15 protein-coding genes are annotated in these 17,492 nt (G+C 71.8%); 5 read left to right on the top strand and 10 right to left on the bottom strand.

Annotated features, from left to right (window positions below):
• Positions 1-100: 100 nt before the first annotated feature.
• The 3 genes from HGK34_RS09575 to HGK34_RS09565 all read right to left on the bottom strand — a co-directional run bounded on the left by HGK34_RS09575 (position 101) and on the right by HGK34_RS09565 (position 4,173).
• Positions 101-577 carry a CinA family protein gene (locus HGK34_RS09575; RefSeq protein ID WP_201846586.1) on the bottom strand — a complete coding sequence of 159 codons (477 nt, stop codon included), beginning with the start codon at positions 575-577 and terminating at the stop codon, positions 101-103.
• Between the two features lie 38 nt (positions 578-615).
• Positions 616-1,209: a CDP-diacylglycerol--glycerol-3-phosphate 3-phosphatidyltransferase gene (gene pgsA, locus HGK34_RS09570; protein WP_201846542.1), complete on the bottom strand. Its 594-nt coding sequence runs from the start codon at positions 1,207-1,209 to the stop codon at positions 616-618.
• 126 nt (positions 1,210-1,335) lie between these two features.
• Entirely contained in the window at positions 1,336-4,173 is a 2,838-nt protein-coding gene (locus HGK34_RS09565; protein ID WP_372433103.1) for an FtsK/SpoIIIE family DNA translocase, read from the bottom strand.
• A 156-nt stretch (positions 4,174-4,329) separates the two neighbouring features.
• On the opposite strand from HGK34_RS09565, the gene HGK34_RS09560 reads away from it, so the two are divergent.
• From HGK34_RS09560 to HGK34_RS09550, 3 genes are all read left to right on the top strand, one after another.
• The gene (locus HGK34_RS09560) at positions 4,330-6,204 is read left to right on the top strand and encodes an HSP90 family protein (protein WP_201846540.1); all 1,875 of its coding nucleotides are present in this window, start codon (positions 4,330-4,332) and stop codon (positions 6,202-6,204) included.
• The gene (locus tag HGK34_RS09555) at positions 6,201-8,588 is read left to right on the top strand and encodes an ATP-binding protein (RefSeq protein ID WP_201846537.1); all 2,388 of its coding nucleotides are present in this window, start codon (positions 6,201-6,203) and stop codon (positions 8,586-8,588) included. Before HGK34_RS09560 ends, HGK34_RS09555 begins: the two co-directional genes overlap by 4 nt.
• 112 nt (positions 8,589-8,700) lie before the next feature.
• The gene (locus HGK34_RS09550; protein WP_201846535.1) at positions 8,701-9,333 is read left to right on the top strand and encodes a TetR/AcrR family transcriptional regulator; all 633 of its coding nucleotides are present in this window, start codon (positions 8,701-8,703) and stop codon (positions 9,331-9,333) included.
• A gap of 46 nt (positions 9,334-9,379) precedes the next feature.
• Here the strand turns inward: HGK34_RS09550 and HGK34_RS09545 are convergent, their stop codons facing one another.
• The 4 genes from HGK34_RS09545 to rraA form a co-directional block, all read right to left on the bottom strand.
• On the bottom strand, positions 9,380-10,000 hold the full coding sequence (locus HGK34_RS09545; RefSeq protein WP_201846533.1) for a DUF4328 domain-containing protein: 621 nt from the start codon (positions 9,998-10,000) through the stop codon (positions 9,380-9,382).
• Between the two features lie 482 nt (positions 10,001-10,482).
• Complete coding sequence (locus HGK34_RS09540) at positions 10,483-12,168, bottom strand: ribonuclease J (RefSeq protein WP_201846532.1); 1,686 nt, start codon at positions 12,166-12,168, stop codon at positions 10,483-10,485.
• A 38-nt stretch (positions 12,169-12,206) separates the two neighbouring features.
• Entirely contained in the window at positions 12,207-13,196 is a 990-nt protein-coding gene (dapA, locus tag HGK34_RS09535) for a 4-hydroxy-tetrahydrodipicolinate synthase (protein WP_201846530.1), read from the bottom strand.
• 61 nt (positions 13,197-13,257) lie between these two features.
• Positions 13,258-13,722, bottom strand: coding sequence for a ribonuclease E activity regulator RraA (rraA, locus tag HGK34_RS09530; protein WP_201846528.1), 465 nt, complete (start codon positions 13,720-13,722; stop codon positions 13,258-13,260).
• Between the two features lie 78 nt (positions 13,723-13,800).
• On the opposite strand from rraA, the gene HGK34_RS09525 reads away from it, so the two are divergent.
• Both HGK34_RS09525 and HGK34_RS09520 read left to right on the top strand, forming a co-directional pair.
• Complete coding sequence (locus HGK34_RS09525) at positions 13,801-14,310, top strand: GNAT family N-acetyltransferase (RefSeq protein ID WP_201846526.1); 510 nt, start codon at positions 13,801-13,803, stop codon at positions 14,308-14,310.
• Positions 14,311-14,389: 79 nt separating this feature from the next.
• Positions 14,390-14,860 (top strand): hypothetical protein, encoded by a 471-nt coding sequence (locus HGK34_RS09520; RefSeq protein WP_201846523.1) that lies wholly within the window; start codon positions 14,390-14,392, stop codon positions 14,858-14,860.
• Here HGK34_RS09520 and HGK34_RS09515 read toward each other — a convergent pair.
• The 3 genes from HGK34_RS09515 to HGK34_RS09505 form a co-directional block, all read right to left on the bottom strand.
• Positions 14,827-15,318 (bottom strand): tetratricopeptide repeat protein, encoded by a 492-nt coding sequence (locus HGK34_RS09515; RefSeq protein WP_201846521.1) that lies wholly within the window; start codon positions 15,316-15,318, stop codon positions 14,827-14,829. The genes HGK34_RS09520 and HGK34_RS09515 overlap by 34 nt on opposite strands.
• On the bottom strand, positions 15,315-16,082 hold the full coding sequence (gene dapB / locus HGK34_RS09510; RefSeq protein WP_201846519.1) for a 4-hydroxy-tetrahydrodipicolinate reductase: 768 nt from the start codon (positions 16,080-16,082) through the stop codon (positions 15,315-15,317). Before dapB ends, HGK34_RS09515 begins: the two co-directional genes overlap by 4 nt.
• Positions 16,083-16,159: 77 nt before the next feature.
• On the bottom strand, positions 16,160-17,491 hold the full coding sequence (locus HGK34_RS09505; RefSeq protein WP_201846517.1) for a M16 family metallopeptidase: 1,332 nt from the start codon (positions 17,489-17,491) through the stop codon (positions 16,160-16,162).
• Position 17,492: the final 1 nt, after the last annotated feature.

The raw sequence follows: 17,492 nt of genomic DNA, 5'->3' as shown, positions 1-17,492 counted from the left end.
GCCCGATCCAACGCCACTGGTCCGACTCTTGTTCCCGAAGGCCACTCTCGTCAAGTGTTTTGCAAGAATTGACCAAGAACATTCACCCTTGGGCAAGCGGTCACGACAATTCGGAGATGGCCTGGACCGCCAGTTTCAGCACACCTGAGGCCGCTCCGGCGATCACGTCGGGCCGGGGCCCGGGAAGATCGATCCGTCGCACCTGGTCAACACCCGGTGCGCACACCGCGACGAAGACCAGACCGGGAGCGTGTCCGTCCTGCGGGTCCGGGCCCGCCACCCCGGTCGTGGCAAGCCCGACATCCGACCCGGTGACGTCTCGTACTCCCGCCGCCATCTGCGACGCCACGTCCGGGTCAACCGCGCCGCGTGCAGCCAGCAGTCCGTCGTCGACCCCGAGCAGCCGCGCCTTGAGGTCCGTCGCGTAGGCCACGATCCCGGCGCGCAACACGGTGGACGCACCCGGCACCGACACGAGCGCGGCCGTGACTCCACCGCCGGTGAGCGACTCGGCGACCCCGAGGGTCCAGCCGCGCGCGCCGAGGCTCCCGAGCAGGTCGCGCGCCACGTCCGGCAGGTCGCGGTCGCCGACGCCGGCTCCGTCCACCCGGCGGTTCACGACCCGGCCGTGGACGCCGAGCGTGCCGAGCGCCGGATCTTCCACCCCTGGTAGGCGTAGTCGAGCCCGGTCACCACGGTGACCAGCACCGCGGCACCCATGACGATCCAGGCGACCACGGTCAGCCATGGCAGGTCGGCTCGCGGGAGGAGGAATGCGGTGATCGCCACCACCTGGAGCACGGTCTTGAGCTTCCCACCACGGGAGGCGGGCATCACGGCGTACTTCAGGACCGCCATGCGCATCAGCGTGATCCCGAGCTCACGCGCCAGGATCACGACGGGCACCCACCAGGGCAGCTCGCCCAGCGGGATCCACAGCAGCACCAGGGCGGTCCCGACCAGCAGCTTGTCGGCGATCGGGTCGAGGATCTTGCCCAGGTCGGTCACCAGGCCGCGAGACCTGGCCAGATACCCGTCGATCTTGTCCGAGAGCGCGGCGACGACGAAGATGAGCGTGGCCACGAGGCGCCAGGTGGTGGACTCTCCGCCGTCGGCCAGCAGTGCCCACGCGAAGAAGGGGACCATCGCGATGCGGACCATCGTGACGTAGTTCGCCACGTTCCAGGGCGACGGCGCGTCATTGACCATTGCTCCACCCTAACGGTCAGGCACGGCGCGGCCCGAATCGCCACGATCCGGACGCCGCAGGGTGCGACCCGGTCCCGGCGCTGCACGGTCCCGGCGCTGCGGCGCCCGTCACGGCGACCTCGCCGGTCAGCGAGCCTCGCCCTCGACCATCATGGCGCCGGCGACCTGCACCTCTCCGGATGCCGGACCGTCGTCATCGGGGGCCACACCCTCCGAGGCCGCAGAGCCGTCCCCGGCGTCGGCGTCCTGGTCGTAGAGGCCCGTGGACTCACCGCGGATGAGGGCGAGCGCGGCGGGCAGATCGTCCGCCGCGACCAGCACATCACGCGCCTTGGAACCTTCCGACGGGCCGACGATCTCCCGCGACTCCAGGAGGTCCATGAGGCGGCCGGCCTTGGCGAACCCGACGCGCAGCTTGCGCTGCAGCATGGAGGTCGAACCGAACTGGGTGGTCACCACGAGTTCGGCCGCCTGCAACAGCAGGTCCAGGTCGTCGCCGATATCCTCGTCGATCTGCTTCTTCGCGGCGGCCGGGGCCGTCACGTCGGGCCGGTACACCGGCTTGAGCTGCGCCTTGACGTGCTCGGTGACCGCCTCCACCTCGGACTCCGTGACCCAGGCGCCCTGCACGCGCATCGGCTTGGCGGCACCCATCGGCAGGAACAGCGCGTCGCCCTGACCGATGAGCTTCTCGGCACCCGGCTGGTCGAGCACCACCCGGGAGTCCGCGAGGGACGACGTCGCGAAGGCCAGCCGGGAGGGCACGTTCGCCTTGATCAGACCGGTGACGACGTCGACCGAGGGACGCTGGGTGGCGAGCACGAGGTGGATCCCGGCCGCACGGGCGAGCTGCGTGATTCGCTGGATCGACGCCTCCACGTCCCGCGGCGCCACCATCATGAGGTCCGCCAGCTCGTCGACCACCACCAGCAGGTAGGGGTACGGCGCGATCTTGCGCTCCGAGCCGGGCAGCGGCTTGACCTTCCCGGCCCGCACGGCGGCGTTGAAGTCGTCGACGTGCTTGAAGCCGAACTCGGCCAGGTCGTCGTAGCGGGAGTCCATCTCCCGGACCACCCACTCCAGCGCCTCCGCAGCCTTCTTCGGGGAGGTGATGATGGGGGTGATGAGGTGCGGGATGCCCTCGTAGATCGTCAGCTCGACCCGCTTGGGGTCCACGAGGACGAGACGCACCTGCTCCGGCGTGGCACGCATGAGCACGGAGGTGATCATCGAGTTGATGAAGCTCGACTTGCCGGCGCCCGTGGCACCGGCGACGAGGATGTGCGGCATCTTGGCGAGATTCGCCACGACGTAGCCGCCCTCGACGTCCTTGCCGACGCCCATCACCATGGCATGCTCCGTGCGGCGCGCGGCTGAGGACCGCAGCACGTCGCCCAGCACGACCGTCTCACGGTCCGCGTTGGGGATCTCGATCCCGATCGCGGACTTGCCGGGGATCGGGGAAAGAATCCGCACGTCGGCGCTGGCCACCGCGTAGGCGATGTTGTTGGCGAGGGACGTGATCCGCTCGACCTTCGTCTTCGGCCCCACCTCGACCTCGTACCGCGTCACGGTCGGCCCCCGGGTGAAACCGGTGACCTGCGCGTCCACGCCGAACTGCTCGAAGACGCCGGTGAGGGACTCGACCACCCGGTCGTTCGCGGCCGATCTGGTCTTGTGCGGGGGCCCCTCCACGAGCAGGGACTCCTCGGGCAGGAGGTAGACGGTGTCGCCGTCGAACATCGGCTGCTCGCCGCGCGGCATCGGCTCCGGGGCCACCGGGGGTTTCGGCGTGGACTTCTTCCTGCCCGGCGACGGCGAGGCCGCGGCCCCGTTCTCGCCGTCGAGCAGCCCTGGACCGATCGCCGGGGCACCCTTGGCGCCCTTGCTCTCGCTGGTCGGGATCCGCTGCGTGGTGAGCTTGTCGGAACGGGCCGGCCTCCCGTCCGACGCCGCCTTGCCGGCCGACTCGAGGTAGGCCGCCTTCTCGAAGGCCTCGTCGCCCACGTATCCGCCCGCGCCCTTGCGCTTGCGCCGCCTGCCGGGTCGCGATCCGCCGCCCGGCGGCGTGTCGCCGTCCGGGCCGGGGCCGTCCGTGTCCTCGATCCGCTGGTTGCCCGTGAGTCGGTCGTAGACCCCGAGCAGCCGGGCCGGGATGCGGTGCACCGGGGTGGCCGTGACGATCAGCAGGCCGAAGAACGTGGCGAGTACGTACAGCGGCACGGCGAACCACTGGGTCAGGCCCGTCACGACCGGAGCGGCGAAGAGGTAGCCGATCACACCGCCTGCGTCCTGCACGGGACCGAAGCCGTCGATCGGCGACGGGACGCCCTCGCTGATGTGCACGAGGGCGCACACCGACACGACGACGAAACTCAGCCCGATCGTCACCCGGCCGTTCGCCCGGGCGCGCTCGGGATGCCGCATGACCCGCAGCGCGATCCAGAGCAGGAGAACCGGCAGGGCGACGCCTGCGACGCCGAAGGTGCCGGCGACGACCGCATGAACGCCGTCGCCGAACACCCCATCGATTCCCCACCACTCCCGGGCGGCGACCACGACGGCGAGCGCGAGCAGGAAGAAGCCGACGCCGTCGGCCCGGTGATCCGCCTGCGGAGCCGCGTCGCCCTGGGGCACCGTCCCCTTCGCCGTCCTGGTCCCGCTCGCCTTGCCCACGTCTTCCTCCCCGTCACCGTGTTCCGGGTCCTGGTCTCGCGGCCCGACCGCGCGCGCCGCACCACCGACGGCGTGCGCCATGCCCATCCAGGTGCCGCGTGCCGCGCGGACGGGCCAGGACTGCGCGACGCCCGCCCCCGCGGCACCGGCCGGCGCCGCACCCGAGGCCGGCTTGCGCCGCGCCGAACTCGCGCCCTTGCTGTTGCGAGTCCGGTTCGCGTGCTTGCGTGGGGCGGGCTTCCGGGACTTGCCGCCCCGGCCGCCGCCCGCGGTGGTTCGGGTCGCCATGATGCTGCCCACGGTAGCGAGGCCGGCCGACACTCCCGCGGACCCGACCCGGTGTGTCCGGTTCCTGCCGCGCCGGGCCCCACCGCAACGCCGGGCACGGCCGGACCGGCCACGCGGTCCGACCGTGTCGGTACCTCTCGCTACCATCGCGCCACCATGACATCCGAGAAGACCCCCACCACGTCGCATGCTTTCCAGGTCGACCTGCACGGGCTCGTCGACCTGCTGTCCCAGCATCTCTATGCGAGCCCGCGCGTCTATGTCCGCGAACTCCTCCAGAACGCCGTCGACGCGATCACCGCGCGCCGCGCCTCCGACCCCACATGTCCCGGCACGGTGGGCATCACCGCCGACGGCACCTCGATCACCCTGACGGACTCCGGCATCGGTCTGACGGAACCTGAGGTGCACCGCCTGCTCGCAACCATCGGCCGTAGCTCGAAACGGAACGACCTCGAATCTGCGCGCAGGGACTTCCTCGGCCAGTTCGGCATCGGACTGCTCGCATGCTTCGTCGTCGCCGACACCATCCGTGTCGTGAGCCGGTCCGCGTCCGGCGCCGGAGCGGAACCCGTCGAGTGGGTCGCCCGGGCCGACGGCTCCTACACGGTCCGGCAGCTGACGCCCGCCGAGTACGAGTCCGCGACCGGCACCCCGGCGCCCGGGACCACTGTGCGCCTCGATGCCCGTCACGGCTGCGAGCAGTGGTTCGTCCCGGACACCGTGTCGGGCCTCGCCACGGAGTTCGGCGCCCTGCTCCCCTACGCCATCGCGGTCAACGGCGACCCGATCACCGGCCGGCCGGCGCCGTGGGAGGTGGAGCACTCCGGCCCCGTCTCCCGGCGCAGCGCACTGGTCACGGCCGGTCAGGAGGCCCTCGGCTTCACGCCGCTGGACTGCGTCGAGCTCGACCTGCCCCTGGTGGGGATCCGTGGCGTCGCCTATGTCGTGCCCGGGCAGGTGAGCCCGGCCCAGCGTGGCGGGCACAGGGTCTACCTCAAGCGAATGCTCCTCACCGACACCGCGGAGGGGCTGCTTCCGGACTGGGCGTTCTTCGTCCGCTGCGTCCTGGACACGGACAGCCTGCGCCCGACGGCGAGCCGGGAGGCGCTGTACGAGGACGAGACGCTGTCGGCGGTCAGGGAGGCCCTGGGAGAACGGATCCGGCAATGGCTCGCCCAGCTCGCCGTGGACTCGCCCGAACGCCTCCGGCGCCTCATCGGCGTGCACCACCTGGGCGTCAAGGCCCTGGCCCTGCACGACGAGGAGGTGTTGCGGACCATGTTGCCCTGGCTCCCGTTCGAGACGACGGACGGCGAGCTGTCCCTCGACGAGGTGGCCCGGCGCACGTCGACGCTGCACTTCACCAGAACGGTCGACGAGTTCCGACAGGTCTCCGCCGTCGCCACGGCGCAGGGCATGACGGTGGTCAACGGCGGATACACGTACGACGCCGATCTGGTGGCCAGGCTGCCGGAGATCCGGCCCGGCATCACGGTGTCCGAGCTCGACTCGAACGCGGTCGCCGTCCGCCTGGACACGGTGGACCCGGCGCAGGAACTGGCCATGGCCGCGTTCCTCTCGGTCGCGCGCGGGCAGCTCGACCCGCTCGACTGCGACGTCGCCGTCCGGGAGTTTCACCCGTCGTCGATTCCCGCGCTCCATCTCGACGACCGCGCGGCCCGCCACGAGCGCCGGCGCGCCGACGCGGAGGTCCAGGCGGACGAGCTCTGGTCCGGGATCCTGAGTTCCCTGCACGAGACTCGTCCACGCTCGCAACTGGTCCTGAACCACCTCAATCCCCTCGCGCGTCGCGTCATGGAGCTCACCGACCCCGAGCTCGCCGGGGTCGCGACCGAGGCCCTGTACGGTCAGGCGCTGCTCCAGGCACGCCGGCCCCTGCGCCCCGTCGACCAGGCGCTGGTCAATCGTGCCTTCGCGGGGCTGCTCGAACGGGCGGCGCCCGGGTCGCCGCCGAACACGCCGGACTCGACGGGCAAGCCCTCTACCTCCGAGGAGGGAGACCGATGACCAGCATGGACGCCATCGTGGACAACGCTACGCTGCGTGCCGCGATCCACGAGAACCAGGACCGCCCGGGAGGCTCGGCACAGGTGGTGGCCGCCGAGGAGATCGCCGAACGTGCGGCCGCGATCGGTGAGCAGGCGCACGTCGAGGCCCTTGTCCACCTCATCCGGTCGCACTACAACACCGACGAGCCGGAAAGGATGCTCGTCCCGTTCGCCACCCTGGTGCGGCTCTGGGACGAGAACCCGGGCTGGTTCGACGACTGGGACACCCACGCGTTCTTCTGGGCGTTCAAATGGGCCACCAGCGACATGCTCAAGATCCCTGGGGTGCCGCTGCGCGCCATCGAGGACTGGCTGGCCCAGATGGACAGACGCTATCGCGCGGCCGGCCACACCCCACGGGCACCGCTGGCATACGAGTTCGCCGTGGCGTCGCACATCGGCGACAAGGACCGGGCGCAGCGCGTCTTCGACGCGTGGCTCGCGGCCGAGCGCGACCAGATGTCCGACTGTCAGGCCTGCGAGGTCTCCGACGAAGGGGACTGGCGCCTCGACTGCGGGGACGACGCGGCCGCGCTGCGGGCCTGGGCGCCGGTCCTCGCAGGGGACCTGACCTGCGCCGAGGAGCCCCATCGGATTCTCGCCAAGTCGCTGCTGCCCTTGGTCCGCGAGGGCCGGATCGATGAAGCCCGCGCCAACCACCTGCGTGGCTACGGCATGATCCGCGATTCCGAGAAGCTCGTCTCGACGGCGATGCTGCACATCGAGTTCTGCACGCTGACGGGGAACGAGGCGCGCGCCCTCGAGCTCCTCGCGGAGCGGCCCGCACGCTTCGAGGCCGACACGGCCGACACCCGCATGGACGTCTTCACCACCACCGCCGTCCTGATGGAGCGACTGATCGCGCTCGGCCGAGGCGATCTGCTCGTCCCCGGGCCGCGAGGGCGCTCGTGGACCGCGCAGGAACTCTCGGAGCACGCCCGGTCCGAGGCGTCGCGGCTCGCGGCCCTGTTCGACGAGCGGAACGGGACGTCCGCGGTCGGGGACCGGATGCGCGAGAGCCTGGCGAGGCGCCCGCTCGTCGCCCGGCTCCGGCTGGGCCTTCGCTCCGTCCTGCCCGACGAGGTCTCCCCCGAAGGCGCCTCCCCCGGCGGCGTCACGACCGAGGAGGCCGGCGGGCCGCAGCAGCCGGACGTCACCGCAGGCCCACAGGGTGAGACGGAGAAGGGAGACATCCCCGGCGAGGTGTCACAGGCACTGGGACGGCTGGAGAAGGCGGTCGCCGAGGACGACCTGAACGGGATGCGCTCCGCCCTCACGGAGGCTCTCGATCACGCCGGGACCACCGCGTCCGTCGGCTGGCGCGCCGCGATGCACCTGAACCTGAGCACGGTCCTGCACCGGTCCGGTGAACTCGCCCCCGCGACCCATCACGCGTTCGAGAGCGTCGCGCTGGCCGACCTGGACGACACGACCCTCGCTGCCGCGGCGCGGTGCCGCCTCGCGGCCCTGCTGCTGCAACAGCAGCGCTCGTCCGAGGCCGCGCCGGTGCTGGAGCAGGCGATCCCGGATCTCGACGCCGCACGGCACGGTGAGGAGATGGTGGCCTCTGCCCATCAATGGCTCGGCGACTGTCACGCGGAGCGAGGCGCCCACGCCGACGCCGCACGCGAGTACCTCGCCGCCACGCAGCTCACGGAGACCTGGGACGACCAGGAGCGCCACGCCCAGCTCGCGCGCCAGGCCGCCGACGCTCTCGGCAGAGCCGGACGGCTCTCGGAAGCTGCCGCCGCCTACCGGAGGGCCACCACGCTCTGGGAGTCCGTGGGACAGACCGACGAGCACGTCCGGTCGCTGCGCGCCCATGCCTGGCTGATCCGTGCGGACGACATCGAGCAGGCCTCGCACCTGATGCTCGACGCCACGCGCGTCTGCGAGGAGCACACGGCGGACCTCGGCACGGGCGTCCTCGCCGAGACGCTGTTCCAGCACGCGCGTCTCGTGACCCACGACGACACGGCCGACGGCAGAAGCACGGGCCTCTTCCCCGGCGCTCTCGAACTGGCCGTCACACGCGCGGATCGGGCCGAGGTTCTCGCCCGTGCGATGCGGGACGGCGAGGCCGAAGGCCGGCGCAGCGTCGAGCACGGTGGCGAGCACCATGAGGGGGCCGAGCCGTCACCTGCGACGGTGCTCGACCTGTGGGCCCGCACCGCACTGCTGGCCGGAGAACTCGCGCTGGTGACCGGTGGCACGGACCGAGCCGTTTCCCTGGCCCAGGACGTCGAGCGAGCCTATCCGGAAACGCCTGAAGGCGACTGGCCTCGCGGGTACTGCGGGTGGATCCGGTCCGAGGCCGGGCGGGAGGGTCCGGCCCGCCCGTGACCGTTCGACGCGACGGGCGGCGCCCGGATCGCCCGTCGCGTCGACGAGGTCTCCGGAACACCGTTATAAAACGGCGTTCGCAAACTTCGGCCGGGGCTCCTACACTCTGGACATGGCTCGCCCCCGAACTCACGACGACGCTCTCCGCACCCGCCTGCTCGAGGTGGCCTCACGGACCACCTCGGAGCGCGGCGAGGCAGGGGTCACCGTGCGCTCGGTCGCCGCCGAGGCGGGCACGAGCCCGTCCGCCGTCTACGCGCTGTTCGGGTCGCGCGAGAAGCTCCTCACCGCCGTGACCGTCGAGGGCTTCCGGCGGTTCGGGGAGCACCTCGCCGCCGTCGCGCACACCGAGGACCCGCTGGAGGACCTGCGCGCCCTCGGGCGGGCCTACCGCGCCTCGGCACTGGCGGACCCGCACTTCTACCGGGTCATGTTCGACCGCGTCGTCGAGCCGGAGCACGACACGGCCGAAGCTCCTCACCCGTCCGGCCGCACCGGCCCCGAGGAGGGGGGCGGCAGCTCGACGGAGCGCAACACCTTCGACGTCCTGCGGGACGCCGTCGCGCGTGCCTTGCCCGAGGCCGCCTACGAGCGCGTGGAAGCCGTGGCGATCGGCCTGTGGGGGCTGGCGCACGGGCTCGTCTCGCTGGAACTGGCCGGACGGCTCGAGGGAGACCCCGAGACCCGGGCGCGCCGGTACGCCGAGACGATGGGAGTACTGGGCCCGCTGCTGGCCGCGGACTGACCCGCGGAGCAGCGGGCTGCGCCCGACACCCCGTTCCGGCCTTGGCTCACGCGACCGGCGTGATCTCCCATTCCCGCTGAGCCGCGGTGAGTTCGCGGATCATGGCGACCCAGAGCCAGCAGCCGACGCACACGAGAAGCGCGGCGAGCCACTCGAACAGCGGATAGGCCGCGACGGCAGGCGTCAGCGGCAGGGTGCCCAGCCATCCGCCGGTGAGCTGGGTCGTGATCTGGTCGCACACCCCCGGAACCAGCCAGCAGGCCCACCAGAGGCCCATGCCCGCCATGAGGCGGTTGCGAGCCGTCGCCCGGCGGACATCGGCGACCACGAGGTACGGGAACCACAGCGCGACCACGGGAATGAACCACGAGATCCACGCCCAGACCGGCCGGAGGCGGTGGTGGTAGGCCGGGTTGACCGCGTCGGCGAACGTCCGGCTCTGGTACAGCCAAAGACACCCGACGACGTAGGTGGCGAGCGTCAGCGGTACCAGGAGCACGACGACCCAGTCGTAGGCCACGAGCTCGACGTCCTCGTACGCGATCCCCTGCTCGGCCGCATCGCTCCAGACGGAGGCCGCCGGCAACGACAGCAGCGCGAGCACGACGCGCAGGACCGCGTAGGCGATCGCGACGCCGATCGCGCCGGCCGCCACCCCCGAGGGCACCGGGGGACGCCTGACGGGATAGCCACGCGGCGTGGGCGGACGGGGTGACGGCATGTACGGGGAGGGAGCCGCCGCGTAGGGGGCCGAGGGCCCGGGTGCGTACGGAGGCGGGCCTGACTGCGCCGCGGGAGGCGCGAACGGCGCGGCTTCGGCGTCGCGGGCTGCGTGCTCGGGACCCGGGCGAGCGGGATCCGCCGACGGCGGGTGCGGGCGGTGCTGGGACACGTCCTGATCTCCTGACGGGGCGCGAATGAACCCACCGAAGCTAGCGCCCGCACACCACTCAGAACAGGGAAATACCGGCCGAAGGTGGTCACAATCGGGACACAGCCGATTCCCAGACGGCACCGCCCTGACGCGGCGGCATCGGATCCTGACGCCGCCATACGGAAGGCGGCCGGCCGCCCGAGCCGTCCACGGTGCACACCGCGTGATCCGCCCGGGCGGGCCGACCGCCCGCCACGTTCTCCGGAACCGCCCGGTCAGGCCTCCACGACCACCGGGACGATCATCGGCTTGCGCCGAAGCTTCGTCGCCACGAAGCGGCCCACCGTGCGCCGCATGATCTGCTGCAGCTGGTGCGTGTCGGTGGCGCCACCGGCGATCGCCGTCTCCAGTGCGTTGGTGATCTCCGGCAGGACGTTGTCGAAGACCGCGAGGTCCTCGGCCATGCCCCGGGCCAGGATCTGCGGGCCCGCGAGCACCTTGCCGGTCGCCGTGTCCACCGCGGCGTACACGGAGACGAACCCTTCCTCGCTGAGGATCCGGCGGTCCTTGAGCTCGGCGTCGCCGATCTCACCCACCGAGGAGCCGTCGACGAACACGTAGCCGCAGGGAACTGCCCCCACGACCGACGCCCTGCCGTCCACGAGGTCGACGACGACGCCGTCCTCCGCCAGCACGACGCGGTCGGCCGGAACACCGGTCTTGACCGCGATGGAGCCGTTCGCCACGAGGTGGCGCACCTCGCCGTGCACGGGCATGACGTTCCGCGGCTTGAGGATGTTGTAGCAGTACATGAGCTCGCCGGCGCTGGCGTGTCCGGACACGTGGACCTTGGCGTTGGCCGAGTGCACCACGCGGGCACCGAGACGGGTGAGCCCGTTGATGACGCGGAACACCGCGTTCTCGTTGCCCGGGATCAGGGACGAGGCGAGGATGACCGTGTCTCCGTTGGTCACCTGCACCCGGTGGTCACCGTTCGCCATGCGGCTCAGGGCCGCCATCGGCTCACCCTGCGACCCGGTCGACATGTAGACGATCTTGTCGTCGGGCAGGCTGTCCGCCTTCTTCACGTCGATCAGGACGCCCGGCGGCACGTCGAGGTAGCCGAGCTCTGACGCGATGCCCATGTTGCGCACCATCGACCGGCCCACGAACGCGACCCGGCGGCCGTGGGCGTGCGCGGCGTTCAGGACCTGCTGCACACGGTGCACGTGCGACGAGAACGACGCCACGATGATCCGCTTGTCCGCCTGCGCGAACACGCCGTCGAGCACGGGGCCGATCTCGACCTCGGGCGTGACGAAGCCCGGCACCTCGGCGTTCGTGGAGTCGACCATGAAGAGGTCGACGCCCTTCTCCCCCAGCCGGGCGAAGGCACGCAGGTCGGTGACGCGCCCGTCCATCGGGAGCTGGTCCATCTTGAAGTCACCCGTGTGCAGGACGGTTCCCGCCCCGGTGGTGACGGCGACGGCGAGCGCGTCGGGGATGGAGTGGTTCACGGCGACGAACTCGCAGTCGAACACGCCGAGCTGCGCGCGCTGCCCTTCCTTCACCTCACGGGTGACGGGCTTGATGCGGTGCTCCTTGAGCTTCGCCTCGATGAAGCCGAGCGTCAGCTTGGAACCGACGAGTGGGATGTCGCGCCGCAGCCGCAGCAGATACGGCACGGCGCCGATGTGGTCCTCGTGACCGTGGGTCAGCACGATCGCCTCGATGTCGTCGAGGCGGTCGGCGATGTACTCGAAGTCCGGCAGGATCAGGTCCACGCCGGGCTGGTTGTCCTCGGGGAAGAGGACACCGCAGTCGATGACGAGCAGGCGGCCCTCGTACTCGAGGACGGCCATGTTGCGGCCCACCTCGCCGAGCCCGCCGAGGGCGACGACTCGTAGCCCGCCCTTCGGCAGCTCGGGGGGCAGGGGCAACTCAGGATGTGGGTGACTCAATGGGCCTCCAGGCCTCGTTCTGACAAAGTCTCAAGATTTCAGCGGGGCGTGACTATCGCGGGATGCCCGACGATGGCCGTCGCCTCTTCCGGGAGCTCCGGCGGCGACATGGGGGTCGCGCTCTGCGGGAGCAGTCCGGCGGCGGTCAGGACCGCACGCAGCGTGGCGACCTCGTGGTCGCTGGCGGCCACGTTCGGGAGCCGCAGCGTGCGGTGTTCCAGCACACCCTGGGCCTGCAGCGCCGCCTTGGCCATCACGGCCTGCGCGCCCGCCCCGTTGAGCGCGCCGATGACCGGCATCACCTGGCGGAACGTGGCCAGGGCGCCGGCGTGGTCACCGGCATCCCACCTGCGCACGACCTCGGCATACTGCGCGGCCACGACGTGCGCCGACACGGACACGATGCCCGCGCCGCCCACGCTGAGGAACGGCAGGAGCAGGCCGTCGTCGCCCGAGTACCAGGCGAGACCGGTGGCCTCGATCAGCTGTGCGGCGGACCACACGTCGCCGGTGGCGTCCTTGTTCGCGACGATCCGGGGGTGCTCGGAGATCTTCACGAAGGTCTCCGGTGCGATCCGCACCCCCGCGCGCCCGGGGATGTCGTAGAGCATCACCGGCAGGTCCGTGGCGTCGGCGACCGCGACGAAGTGCCGGTACAACCCTTCCTGCGTCGGCCGGGAGTAGTACGGGGATACCACCAGGAGTCCGTCCGCGCCGGCTTCTGCGGCCTGCTCGGCCATCCGGACCGCGTGCGCCGTGTCGTTCGAGCCGGCGCCGGCCAGGACGGCGGCGCGGTCTCCCACGGCATCCGTCACGGCTGCCACGAGCTCAGCCTTCTCGGGCGCGTGCGTCACCGGGGACTCCCCGGTGGTTCCCGACAGGACCAGGCCGTCGTTCCCGTCGTCGACGAGTTTCTTCGCCAGCTTCACCGAGGCCTGCAGATCGATCGCGCCGTCCGGCGTCATCGGGGTGACCATCGCGGTGAGAACGGCGCCGAACGGGCGCGCCGACGTGCTGGGAAGAACCATGAGGATACCGTACCGCCCGAAGGCCCTCGGCTGCGCCCTTCACCGGCGCCCGACCGCCCCGTCAACGCTCCACGAGCACGCCGTCCTCGTCCGCCCACACCATGGCGCCCGGACGGAAGACGACGCCGCCGATCTCCACGGGCTGGTCCGTGACGCCGGCGCCGGCCTTCGCGGACTTGCGCGGGTTGGTGCCCAGCGCCTTCACCCCGAAACCCAGGTTCCCGATGGCGACGGAGTCCCGGATCGCTCCGTGGATGATCGCTCCCGCCCATCCGTGCTCCACCGCCGACGCGGCGATGAGGTCCCCCATCAGTGCCGACCGCAGCGAGCCGCCCCCGTCCACCACCAGCACCGCGCCCTCACCAGGAGTCGCGCACACCGCCTTGACCAGGGCGTTGTCCTCGAAGCACTTGACCGTGCGCACCGGTCCCGAGAACTCGGTGACGCCACCGAGGTCGCGCAGCTGGAGCGGCAGGGAGGCAAGCTCCTCGCCGCGTTCGTCGTACAGATCCGCCGTGGCCACCATCTGATCCTCCGTCTCACATTTCCGACAGCACCAACGATACGCAGACTCGCAAGCGGCGCGTGGCATAGAGTGCCCCGCATGACGCTGTTCCGCGACCTCGCCGACGTCTCCGTCCGGCCCGCCGTGCCGGGCGACGAGGCGGCGGTGACCGCGATCCAGCTCGGGGCGTGGCGTGCGACGCACGACACCGCCCTCGGCGAGGACGTCATGGAACGCCTCGACGCCGAGCTCATGCGGGAGCGCTGGAAGGCCGCGATCGAGACCGCCCCGGGGCCCGGGTTCGCGGTCCTGGTCGCCCTCGACGGCCCGGACCTGGTCGGCTTCGCCGCCGTCGCACCCGGACAGGTGATGTCACTCGAGGTCGCGCCGGCCCACCGGCGCGCCGGGCACGGTTCGCGCCTGCTCGCGGCCGCCGTGGACCGCTTGCGGGCCGACGGGGCGCGGGAGGTGACCACCTGGGTGCTGGACGGGGACACCGCACGCGAGCGGTTCCTGGCCGACTGCGGCCTCGGGGCCGACGGGACCGAGCGAACCCTGGCGACCGGGCCCCGGAACGTCGTCGAGCGCCGGTGGAGCGCCTCGATCTGAGACGGCGGCGCGAACGGTGAACCTCAAGGTTCACCGGCACGTGACACCCCTGTGACATGCGCTTGTCACCATCACCGGCATGGGGATCGTGACGGACTACTTCGCGGCGCCGACCGATGGGGCCGCCATGACGGCCCTGAGGATGCCCGGCGGCCCGTCCGCCTCCGAGGACCCAAGCCTGCCACGCTTCGACTCCGTCGCGCTACCGTCGGTCGACCCGTTCGTCATGCTCGCGGGGCTGGCGCAGGCCCTGTCCGGCAGGCCCTACGGCGAGATCACCGCGAACCCCCGGCACGGCGCACTGGTGGGAAGCACGGGTGACGAGGGCCCCTGGATCGTGACGGTCTCGGACGAGCTCACCAAGGACCTGGCCTCCGTCGCCCCGGCCCGCCTCGCGCGGGTGACCCGGACCTGGGTCCGCGAGACCGAGCCGCCGGCACCCGCGCACCGGATCACACCGGCCGTGCTGCTGCTGGCCGAGCTCGCGACGCGAGTCGTCGCCGACGGCCGCTACCTCTACTGCTGGACGTCCCTGGGCGGCGCGGCGTAGAGGGCCACGGCCTTGCGCAGTGTGGCGCGTGCCCGCCGGCGGTCGCCGGCCGCGTCGTAGGCGAACGCCAGGTGATACCAGACCCGCCAGTTGCCGGGATCCGCCTCGACCGCCGCGCGACGGTCCGCGAAGGCCTCGTCGGCGGCCGCGCGGTCGATCCGGCCGCCCGGCGAGCGCGGCAGGTCGTCGGCAGGCAGGTCGCCGTCGGCGGCAAGCGTGTCGGCCATCGCCTGCACGCGGGCGGCCAGCCAGAATTCCCGTGCGATGAACGCGAGCACCAGCAGGGGCAGCACCAGCACCGCCACACCGATACCGATCAGCACCGGCTCGCCGGTACCGATCATCACGACTCCGCGCCCGGCCACCGCCCAGACGTACAGCGCCAGAAGCGCGGTGACGGCCAGCGCACCCACCAGCCCTCGCGGAAGCCGGCGCCGGGAGTGCGCGGTGTCGCTCACGTCAGGTCCAGCACGTGCTCGAGACCCACGGTCAGGCCCGGACGGCCCACCACGGCTCGCACGGCCACGAGCACTCCGGGCATGAAGGAGGAGCGATCGAAGGAGTCCTGCCGGATGACGAGCTGCTCACCAGGATTGCCCAGCAGCACCTCCTCGTGCGCCACGAGGCCCCGCAGCCGCACCGCGTGCACCCGGACACCGTCGACGTCGGCGCCGCGGGCGTCCCACCCCGTCTCCGTCGCGTCCGGGGACGCGGGCAGGCCGGCCTTGGCACGGGCCGCCGACACGGCGGCGGCCGTGTGCCGGGCGGTGCCCGACGGCGCGTCCACCTTGTCCGGGTGATGCAACTCGATGACCTCGGCCGACTCGAAGAAGCGCGCGGCCTTCGCCGCCAGCGTCATCGCGAGCACCGCGGACAGCCCGAAGTTCGGTGCGATGAGCACGCCGAGGCCTCCGTCGGACCTGCCGGCGTTGATCCGGTCGAGGTGGTCGGCGACGCGCCCCCGCGACGCGTCGTCCCAGCCCGTCGTGCCCACCACGGCGTGCGCGCCGGCGTCGAGCACCGCGTGCACGTTCGCCTCGGCGGCCGAGGGCACCGTGAAGTCCACGACGACCTCGGCACCGGACAGCGACCCGGTGGTGATCGGGTCACCCTTGTCCAGCTTCGCGACGAGCGACAGCCCTTCCGCGGCCTCGACGGCCGCGCAGGTCTGCGTCCCCATCCGCCCGGCCGCACCGAGCACGGCCACCTTGATCTCAGTCACTCGCTTCCCTTCCTCTTCCCTCCGTGAGCGCGGGGCCACCGCCCGACCGGGGCCGGGCCCGTGTCCCGCGCGAGGAGTCACGATGCCGCGAACGGTCCCACACGGACGACCGAGCGCGGGCGGGAGGCCAGATCCTGGGCGAGGCTCTGCACGTCCGCAAGCGTCACCGCCCGGATCCGGTCCAGCGACTCCTCCAGCGAGTAGAGCTCGCCATACACCAGCTCGGCCCGTCCCAGCCGGCTCATCCGGGAGCCGGAGTCCTCCAGTCCCAGCACGAGCGACCCGCGCAGCTGGCCCACCGAACGGATCAGCTCCGCCTCGGTGATGCCGTCGCCGGCCAGCCGCTCCAGCTCGGCCACCAACAGCCGCTCCACCTGCTCGGCCTTCGCCGGGGCGCACCCGGCGTACAGGCCGAAGGTGCCGAGCCCGCCGTGCCCCGCAGCGAAGGAGTAGGTCGTGTACGCCAGCCCCCGCTTCTCCCGGATCTCCTGGAAGAGCCGCGAGGACATGCCCCCGCCCAGCACCGCGTTCATCACCGAGAGCGCGAAGCGCCGGTCGTCGGTCGCCGCGAGTCCCGTACCGCCGACGATGATGTTGGCCTGCTCCACCTTCCGCTCGACCGTGCGGATCGTGCCGCGGGTGGGGATGCCGACGGTCTGCGGGGTCGGGTCCCGCCGGTCGCGAGGCGCGACCGCCTCCTCCAGCGCCCAGCCGCCGGCGGTCAGGGCGTGCACCACCAGGTCGCACAGCTCGTCGTGGTCGACGCCGCCGGCCGCCGCAACGACCAGCGTGCCCGGCTCGTAGTGGGCGCGGTAGTGGCTCCAGACGGCGTCCCGCGGCACCATGCCGATCGTGTCGGCGGTGCCGCCGATGGGCCTGCCCAGCGGATGCGAGCCGAGGACGGCGGCCGAGAACTCCTCGTGCACCACGTCCGCGGGATCGTCGTCGGTCATGGCGAGCTCCTCCAGGATCACGCCACGTTCGGTCTCCAGTTCGGCGGCGTCAAGCCGCGCGCTGGTGACCATGTCGCCGATGACGTCGACCGCCATGGGCAGGTCGGCGTCGAGCACGCGTGCGTAGTAGCAGGTGTGCTCCTTGCCGGTGGCCGCGTTGGCCTCGCCGCCCACGGCGTCGAAGGACTCGGCGATGTCGAGCGCGCTGCGGCGCTGCGTCCCCTTGAACAGCAGATGCTCCAGGAAATGCGTCGAGCCGAAATGGCCGTCCGTCTCGTCGCGGGACCCGACGCCGACCCATGCGCCCACCGTCACCGAACGCAGGCCCGGCATGTGCTCGGTGATCACACGAACGCCGCCGGGCAGGACGGTGCGACGGATCGTCGCACCGTCCTGCCCGGCGGTCAGGTCGGCACCGGGCTCGCCCGCGGCTGCGAGCGGCAGGTGCCAGGGCATC

Source organism: Myceligenerans indicum (assembly GCF_016742955.1).
GTDB lineage: Bacteria > Actinomycetota > Actinomycetes > Actinomycetales > Cellulomonadaceae > Myceligenerans > Myceligenerans indicum.
The sequence above is the reverse complement of the archived record's forward strand: the minus strand, read 5'-3'. Positions and strand labels throughout refer to the sequence as shown.